Genomic DNA, 5,378 nt, shown 5'->3' on the forward strand with positions numbered 1-5,378 from the left:
GCAACGCGGTGGCGACGGTGGTCATGGCGAAACTCGAGGGCGAACTCGACGTGGCGCGCATGCGGGCGGTGCTGGCGGGCGACCTCGTGGAGGATTACCCGATCGCGGGCGAGACCGCCTCCGAGGCGCCGCGCGGCGTCGCGGGCCTGACCCCTTCGGCGATCTGAACGCTTCGCCGATCCGAACGCCTGGCGGATCCGAACGCTTGGCCGATCCGAACGCTTGGCTGTGTCGGCGGGCACCCCGCCGCCGCACGCTCCCGCCGCCCCGCTCTCCGACCCCCGAGGACTTCGCTCCGATGCCCGCCCGCACCCTCTACGACAAGCTGGTGGACGCCCATACGGTGTGCCGCCTCGACGACGCCACCGGCCCGGGTGCGAGCGTCCTCCTCTATATCGACCGCACGGTGCTCAACGAATACACCAGCCCGCAGGCCTTCAGCGGCCTGCGCGCGGCCGCACGCCAGGTCTGGCGGCCGCAGGCCGCCCTGGCGGTGGTCGATCACGTCAACCCGACGGCGGCGGCGCGCGTCGCCACCATGCCCGATGCGGGCGGGGCGCGGCAGGTTGAATACTTCGACGCCAATTGCCGGGATTTCGGGATCGAACTCCTCGACGTGCTCCATCCGCTCCAGGGCATCGAGCACGTGGTCGCCCCCGAGCAGGGTTTCGTGCTGCCGGGCATGATCGTGGCGGCCGGCGACAGCCACACCACCACCTATGGGGCGCTGGGCGCCCTCGGCTTCGGCATCGGCACCTCGGACATCGAGCATTACCTCGCCACCCAGACGCTGGTGTACCGCCGGATGAAGACCCTGCGGGTCACGGTCTCGGGGGCCCTGTCGCCGGGCGTCACCGCCAAGGACGTGGTGATGGCGCTGATCCGGCAGATCGGGGCCGACGGGGCCACGGGCTACGCGGTGGAATTCGCCGGGTCGGCGCTCGACGCGCTCTCGGTGGAGGGCCGCATGACGATCTGCAACATGGCCGTGGAGTGCGGCGCCCGCGGCGTCGTCATGGCCCCCGACCGGAGCGTCTTCGACTACCTGGCGGACAAGCCGCGCGCACCGAAGGGGACCCTGTGGGAGGCCGCGCTCGCGCATTGGGGGACGCTGCGCAGCGACGCCGACGCCGTGTTCGACCGCGAGGTGCATCTGGCCGCCGAGGCCATCGAGCCGATGGTGACCTGGGGCACCAGCCCCGACCAAGCCGGCCCCGTCAACGGGTGCGTGCCCGATCCCGAGGCCGAGCCCGACACGGACCGGCGCCGGGACATGGTCCGCGCGCTGGCCTACATGGACCTGAAACCCGGCACGCCCCTGGATTCCATCCCGATCCAGCGCGCCTTCATCGGCTCCTGCACCAACGCCCGGCTCTCGGACCTGCGCGAGGCCGCCGCCCTTGTGCGCGGCCGCCGCGTCGCGGCCGGCGTCCAGGCCATGGTGGTGCCCGGCTCCTCCAGCGTGCGCCGCGCGGCGGAGGCGGAGGGGCTCGACCGCGTCTTCCTCGCGGCGGGCTTCGAGTGGCGCCAATCCGGCTGCTCGATGTGTCTGGCCATGAACGACGACGTGCTGGCCCCGGGCGAGCGCTGCGCCTCGAGCACCAACCGCAACTTCGAGGGCCGCCAGGGCGCCGGCGGGCGCACCCACCTGATGAGCCCCGCCATGGTGGCGGCCGCCGCCATCGCGGGCCACCTCACCGACAGCCGCCGCCTCGCCCCGGAGCACTGAGCATGCAGCCCTTCACGACCGTGTCGGGGCCGGCCGCCGGCCTGCCCGGCGCCAACATCGACACCGACGTCATCATGCCCAAGCAGTTCCTGAAGGGGATCGACCGCGCGGGGCTGGGCGACGCCACCTTCCACGACCTGCGCTTCACCTCGCCCGGCACGCCCCGCCCGGACTTCGTCCTCAACCGCCCGGAGTGGCGGGACGCGCGCATCCTCGTGGTCGGGCCGAATTTCGGCTGCGGCTCCTCGCGGGAGCACGCGGTCTGGGGCCTGCTGCAGCTCGGCATCCGGGCCCTGGTCGGCACGCGCTTTGCCGGCATCTTCGCCGACAACGCCGCCAATAACGGACTCCTGCTGATCGAACTGGACCCGCAGGCCATCACCCCCCTCGCCGCCCGCGCGGCCGATCCGGCGGGCAACCGCATGACGATCGACCTGCCGGACCAGACGATCACCGCCGCCGACGGCGCGGTGCAGCGCTTCGACATCCCGGCCCGGCGCAAGGACCACCTCGTGCGCGGCCTCGACGCGATCGGCGCCACCCTCGACCACGCGGACGCGATCCGGGCGTTCCAGGCCCGCCACCTCGCGGCCCAGCCCTGGCTCGCCTGAGCCCGCGGCGATCGGAGCCGCGCCGCGCGGCCTCCGGGTTCAGGCGCCGGCATGCTCGTGCGATTCCTCGCCCGCCGGCTTGCCGTCGTCGCGGGCGCGGTGGAGCATGAAGATCGCGAACACCATCGTGAGGATCAGGCCGGCCAGGACGCCGAGTTCGATCATCGAGGCCTGGAACAGCGCCTGCTTGTCCGCCGACCACTCCTTGGCGTGGGTGATCTCCGAGGATTGCAGGGTGATCACCAGCACCCGCCGGATCGAGGCGATCAGCCCGACGATCAGGAACGGCTCGCAGGTCAGCTTGCCCGAGCGCATCGACACCCGCACCGTGTGCAGGATCTCGATGAGCATCAGCAGGAACAGCAGCCGGTCCACCACCTCCAGGATCTGGTCGGCGCCGCCGAGGGTGCGCAGGGCGCTCCATGTGAGCTCGGCGGCATCGATCAGCGCGACGAGGGCCGTGAGGGCCAGAAGCGCGCCGAGTGCCGCGTAGATCGCGTGCTCGGTGTGCAGGAAGATGAAGCTCGCCGCGCGCGTGAGCCGGCCCTGATCCTCTTTGTCGTCGGACATGGTGCGCGTTTCCCCCTCTGTTCAGCCGAACAGACAGGATCGGCGGCGGGGCGTCCAGCGCGCGGGGCGGTGTGTCGCGCGGCTCGTCGAAGCCCGACGCTCACCGTCGCGCGGAGCGACTTCGGCCGGATCGATCACGATCGCGTCATGGCCGACGCCAAGGGACCCGGCCGCGCACGGATGTCGTGCGCCGTCGGCCGGAGCCTAGCGGCTCAGAAGACCCGCGTGACCCAGCCGTGGGGGTCGGGGGCGTTGCCGCGCTGGATGTCGACGAGGCTCGCGCGCAGGCGCTTCGTCACCGGGCCGGCGACGTTGTCCGAGACCGAGAACTCGCCCCCCGGGTCGCGCACGGTGCCCACCGGGGTGATCACCGCGGCGGTGCCGCAGGCGAAGACCTCGCGCAGGCGCCCGCTGGCGGCGTCCGCCTTCCAGTCGTCGATGGAATAGGGCCGCTCGGCCACCGCGATTCCGTCGGCCCGGGCCAGGGCCAGGATCGAATCGCGGGTGATGCCCGACAGGATGGTGTCGCTGAGCGGGGGCGTCACCATCGAGCCGTCGTCGAACACGAAGAAGATGTTCATGCCGCCGAGTTCCTCGACCCAGCGGCGCTCGATCGCGTCGAGGAACACCACCTGGGCGCAGCCATGCTCCACGGCGACGGCCTGGGCGCGCAGGCTGGCGGCGTAGTTGCCGCCGCATTTCGCCGCCCCCGTGCCACCGGGCGCCGCCCGGGTCTGGTCCTGCGAGACCCACACCGTCACGGTCTCGGAGCCGCCCTTGAAGTAGGCCCCCACGGCCGAGGCGATGACGAGGTAGAGGTATTCCGAGGACGGCTTGACCCCGAGGAAGACCTCGCTGGCGATCATGAAGGGGCGCAGGTACAGGCTGCCGCCCTCGCTCGACGGGATCCAGTCCCGGTCGGCGCTGACCAGCTGCTTGACCGATTCGACGAAGACGGCGTCGGGCAGCGGCGGCATCGCCAGGCGCTCGGCCGAGCGCCGGAAGCGCAGGGCGTTGGCCTCCGGCCGGAACAGGGCGGCGCCGCCGTCGGCCGTGCGATAGGCCTTCAGGCCCTCGAAGATCTCCTGGGCGTAGTGCAGCACCGCCGCCGCCGGATCGAGGGCGATCGGCGCGCGCGCCTCCACCCGGGCGTCGTGCCAGCCGCGCCCCTCGACGTAGCGGATCGTCACCATGTGGTCGGTGAACACCCGCCCGAAGCCGGGATCGACCAGCAGGTCGGCCCGGCGTTCCGGCGACACGGGGGCGGGATGGGCCTGGATGGTGAAGGGGAGATCGTCGGCAGCGCTCATCGTCAGTCCTTCTTACGTCTCGCCGGATCAATCAAGTGACGGCGCGGCGCCGGCCTTCGCGCCGAGGGCCGACCGCTTCGCTCACCGACCGGGGGACGCGTGCTGGCGCCCTGATACGATGATGTCCGCTTGCGATCAAATGGTTTGCATCCTAACTGTATGGACGCGATCGGGGCCGGGGCAAGAGTGCCCGCCGGTATCTGCAGGAGCCTTGCGTGCCGTCCAGACCCCAGGCCGACGATCTGGATGCGCTGCGCCTCGCCTACACCCACACGCTGCTGCTCACTGGCCGGCACTGGCGCCGCGCCGCCAATGCGGTGATGGAGGCGCACGGGCTCTCCGACGCCACCGCGATTCCCCTGATCATGATCGCCCGCCTCGACGGCGCGCCCCGGCAGAACGCCCTGGCGGAGGCCGTGGGTATCGAGGGGGCCTCCCTGGTGCGACTCCTCGACCAGCTCTGCGAGGCCGGCCTCGCGATCCGCCGGGAGGATGCCACGGACCGGCGCGCCAAGGTGCTGAGCCTGACCCGCGCCGGCACCGCCATCGTGGCGCGGATGGAGGCCGAACTCGCCGCCCTGCGGGCCGAGGTTTTCGCACAGGTCGGCACCGCCGACCTGGAGGCGAGCCTGCGCGTCTTCGAGGCCGTGCAGGCCTATGGCCGCGCCGCGGCGGCCCCGCGAGACTGAACGACCCGGCAGGGTCCGCTCGTCGGCCTCGGATCGCCTGGGCCGATGTGTTGGGTTGATGTCTTGGTCCGATGCCCCGGGCCGCTCGGACGATCGTTCCGAAGGCCGGCTGCTGCCGAACGCCGCGTTGGCTTCGCCTTGAAGCATGACGGCTGCGCGCGACTTCCCAGCGCATGACGAACCCGACGCCCGATCTCCCGGTTCTTTTCGCCCTGCATTATCTCGGCGGCAGTGCCCGCACCTTCGAGGCCGTGGCGGAGCGCCTGGCCGGTACCGCGACCTGCATCGCCCTCGACCTGCCGGGCTTCGGCGACGACGGGTCTGCCTCCGGCGGGGACGTCGCCGCGATGGTGGAGGCCGTGGCGGCCCGCATCCGCGCCGCCGCGCCGCGCCGCTGGCTGCTGGCCGGCAACAGCATGGGCGCCAAGGTCGCCCTCGCGCTGGCGCGGCAGGCCGAGGACGGGGCGCC

6 protein-coding genes are annotated in these 5,378 nt (G+C 72.1%); 4 read left to right on the plus strand and 2 right to left on the minus strand.

Annotated features, from left to right (window positions below; all coding sequences use genetic code 11):
* Window positions 1-298 precede the first annotated feature (298 nt).
* Together leuC and leuD are read left to right on the plus strand one after the other, a co-directional pair.
* Complete coding sequence (leuC, locus tag JWQ05_RS02495; protein WP_299653951.1) at window positions 299-1,729, plus strand: 3-isopropylmalate dehydratase large subunit; 1,431 nt, start codon at window positions 299-301, stop codon at window positions 1,727-1,729.
* A 2-nt stretch (window positions 1,730-1,731) separates the two neighbouring features.
* Window positions 1,732-2,340 (plus strand): 3-isopropylmalate dehydratase small subunit, encoded by a 609-nt coding sequence (leuD, locus tag JWQ05_RS02500; RefSeq protein ID WP_299653954.1) that lies wholly within the window; start codon window positions 1,732-1,734, stop codon window positions 2,338-2,340.
* 39 nt (window positions 2,341-2,379) lie between these two features.
* Here leuD and JWQ05_RS02505 read toward each other — a convergent pair whose 3' ends face one another.
* Together JWQ05_RS02505 and JWQ05_RS02510 are read right to left on the minus strand one after the other, a co-directional pair.
* Window positions 2,380-2,910 (minus strand): phosphate-starvation-inducible PsiE family protein, encoded by a 531-nt coding sequence (locus JWQ05_RS02505; protein ID WP_299653957.1) that lies wholly within the window; start codon window positions 2,908-2,910, stop codon window positions 2,380-2,382.
* Window positions 2,911-3,122: 212 nt separating this feature from the next.
* A complete protein-coding gene (locus JWQ05_RS02510) occupies window positions 3,123-4,220 on the minus strand; it encodes a branched-chain amino acid aminotransferase (RefSeq protein ID WP_299653960.1) in 1,098 nt (365 codons plus the stop codon).
* A 215-nt stretch (window positions 4,221-4,435) separates the two neighbouring features.
* Between JWQ05_RS02510 and JWQ05_RS02515 the strand changes: the two genes are divergently transcribed.
* Together JWQ05_RS02515 and JWQ05_RS02520 are read left to right on the plus strand one after the other, a co-directional pair.
* Window positions 4,436-4,909, plus strand: coding sequence for a MarR family transcriptional regulator (locus JWQ05_RS02515; protein ID WP_299653963.1), 474 nt, complete (start codon window positions 4,436-4,438; stop codon window positions 4,907-4,909).
* A 173-nt stretch (window positions 4,910-5,082) separates the two neighbouring features.
* A partial coding sequence (locus tag JWQ05_RS02520; protein ID WP_299653966.1) for an alpha/beta fold hydrolase occupies window positions 5,083-5,378 on the plus strand: 296 nt, incomplete at its 3' end.

The sequence above is a fragment of the Methylobacterium sp. genome, from assembly GCF_028290105.1.
Taxonomy (GTDB): Bacteria; Pseudomonadota; Alphaproteobacteria; order Rhizobiales; family Beijerinckiaceae; genus Methylobacterium.

Coding starts and splice junctions, on each gene's coding strand:
- leuC (WP_299653951.1), top strand. CDS start 299: ATGCCCGCCCGCACCCTCTACGACAAGCTGGTGGACGCCCATACGGTG.
- leuD (WP_299653954.1), top strand. CDS start 1,732: ATGCAGCCCTTCACGACCGTGTCGGGGCCGGCCGCCGGCCTGCCCGGC.
- JWQ05_RS02505 (WP_299653957.1), bottom strand. CDS start 2,910: ATGTCCGACGACAAAGAGGATCAGGGCCGGCTCACGCGCGCGGCGAGC.
- JWQ05_RS02510 (WP_299653960.1), bottom strand. CDS start 4,220: ATGAGCGCTGCCGACGATCTCCCCTTCACCATCCAGGCCCATCCCGCC.